Below are 2,575 nucleotides of genomic sequence, written 5' to 3' on the forward strand. Positions count from 1 at the left end.
TTATCATTGAGTGATACCCCTGTATTAACAAAGCTATTGTTTGACTTCACATAATTGAGATTCTTCCCCATCATCACTCTTTTTTTCATAACTCACCTCTTCCCCGTTTTGAATTAATTGCCTCTCGAAAGAACCACATAAACCCCATGCACATACCTTACTGATATCGAAGCTATCTTGCCGGCAGCAATCGTAATGCTGTCCTCGTCACACTGCCAGCCTGTAGCGTTGGGAAGTGCTTGTGTGATGTCAGAAGAACCTGTATTCTTGATGTCTATCATGCACTCCCAACCTTCGGCGGGAGTTGAAGCAAAAGACAACGCGCTGGCTGCTGACAATGTTACCTTGATCGAGTAGTTTTCGACCGGGAGGTTCGTTAGCGTCGTGGCTACGGTTATATCTTTAAATCTGACGGATTCAGCGTTTTTCGTCTTTTCCTCATTGCTATAGTTGTTATCCGTATGGACATAATCAGCGTCTTTGACCGTATGGTCGTCGTTCTGCAATTGGCTGATCTTTGTCGGGATCGCCTGCTGGACGTTTGTGATGCTTTGGTTCAGCCCGGCGATGATCCCTTGCAACGTCTGTGTGTCCTCCACGCTGGCAAGGAAAGCTATGATCTCGTTGAACGACTCGATCGCAACGGATACATTGCCGGAGACAAGCCCATTTATTTGATTCTGCAAGGCGGTCAGCGCGTCGCGAATAGACGTGTCATCGTAAGTCGCTCCGTCCTGACCACGCAAATTCGGCGTATCAAAACTACCAGAAGCATAAGTAAACGTCAGGATATAAGTAGTCGCGTTATTCGTCTTAACGGCTACCTGCACATCCGTTGGCACAGCTTTATGGGATGTCTTGACATACTCATCCGTTGACGGATTATATATTTCCCAGAATCCATCATCTGTGATCCGGGAGGGCTTGCCGTCTATCCCGTGATAAGAGAGGTCTGCGTATTCCTTCACGCCGTCACCGATCTTGTATTTCCCCGTATCGGTTTCCAGCACCATTTCGCGCTCGCTGATAACAGGATTGGCCAATAACCAGTTTGCCTTTGTGTCGCCTCGTAATTGTATCTTTACTGCCATATTGCTATAATTTAATCGTTTGCATTACCGCCATCCATGACTAAAGAACCGCCGTAGACGGAAAAAGCCGTTCCGCCGTCCATGTTGCCGGCTGAGTTCACTTCCGACCAAGCCCCGTCCTTACGCCCGTAAGTCTTACCATCTTTGGGGGCTTCGGGAAAATTATCAGGTACAACATATTCGACAAATGCACCTTCTGTACTATTATTGGTTGCGGGAACGAACAGATACATCTTTCCCGCAACCAGCCCTGTACCCAAAGCGGAAACATTGCCGGTTCCCGGATTGCCTCTCGGAATAGTAAGATTCAACAAATATTTTTCCCGCCCCTCTTCCGTTTGTCCGTTTGGGATAAGCTCCACTGAAACATTCGTACCCGGTAATCCGGTTGTTATTGTTCCAGTCTGGATGATCGGTGTGAATCCTTGTGGACCACGCCGAAGAACAAAGTTCAATTTATACAAGGGGTTGCCCTCCGGATCCGTCCCGTTCTCCGAGAGAGTGACATCCATCACATCACCTTCCGTCACCGTCCCGACCGTAAAGCCGGGTGTTTTGCCGGTGAACCCGATCGCGCCGGACATATCCACCAGGTACTCGAATGATTCCCCGCCACGGACATACAGTTTGGCATTGTCGGGTTTCTCGACGTCGTTCGTGTTGATCAGGACAAACTTGCCTTCCGGGACGTTAGCAGCGTCCGCTTCCATGAGAGCGATAGACCTGTAGGTACGAAATATGTTAAAGGCCTCCGGCCGAAGGATAGTATCCGTCTTCCGGTATGCACCAGTGGTATAATCCCAGACATAAACATGATAATCAGATCCGATATATCCGGGATGGTCGGAGACGGATTTCGCGTTGGTGGTAGCTTCTATCGCTCCTTGCTTTGCCGTATTCGTGTCAAGGATGGCCTGTGCCGTATCTTTCTCACGTTTCTCCTCTTGCTTTTGGCGGACAAGCTCGGCATCCTTACGTGCTTGTTCGGCTATCTTGTCGGCTTCGGATTGCTCTATGCGCTTGGCTTCGTCATCCTTTCGTTTCTGTTCGGCAGCTTCAACGGCCAGATTGGTATCGTTGGCCTTTTTCGCGGCAGCAAGGGCTGATTCCGTTGCCGTGCCGGCATCCGTCTTGATTTGGCCAAACTCCTCTTCGCGCTTTAACTCGGCATTCTGCCGCGCCTGCTCTTTTGCCTGCCACTGCGTATAGCTGTTCTCCCGGACTCCTTCCCGCTCTTCGACCGTCGCCTCTAACTGGCGAAGGTCTGTTTTAAGAGTATTTGCTTCTCCGGTGATGACATCCATTTTATCACGAACCTCCTTTGCTGCATCCGTGGCCGGCTTCATCAGCTCGGCTTTATCTTCATCCGTCAGATCAGAAAAATGCAATTTCAATCGATCCACTTCTGCTGGTGTCAGATCGGAAAACTTCATTTTCAGTTCTTCACGGTCGAAAATATCAACGTATGCACTATCCGGCTCACC

1 protein-coding gene and 1 pseudogene are annotated in these 2,575 nt (G+C 49.4%); both read right to left on the reverse strand.

What is annotated here, in order from left to right:
- Positions 1-113: 113 nt before the first annotated feature.
- Complete coding sequence (locus tag H8S65_RS20740) at positions 114-1,091, reverse strand: hyaluronate lyase N-terminal domain-containing protein (RefSeq protein WP_186931705.1); 978 nt, start codon at positions 1,089-1,091, stop codon at positions 114-116.
- Between the two features lie 11 nt (positions 1,092-1,102).
- Positions 1,103-2,575 (reverse strand): annotated as a pseudogene (locus H8S65_RS20745) (hypothetical protein); the annotation flags it as partial.

This window comes from Parabacteroides hominis, from assembly GCF_014287585.1.
GTDB lineage: Bacteria > Bacteroidota > Bacteroidia > Bacteroidales > Tannerellaceae > Parabacteroides > Parabacteroides hominis.

Coding starts and splice junctions, on each gene's coding strand:
- H8S65_RS20740 (WP_186931705.1), bottom strand. CDS start 1,091: ATGGCAGTAAAGATACAATTACGAGGCGACACAAAGGCAAACTGGTTA.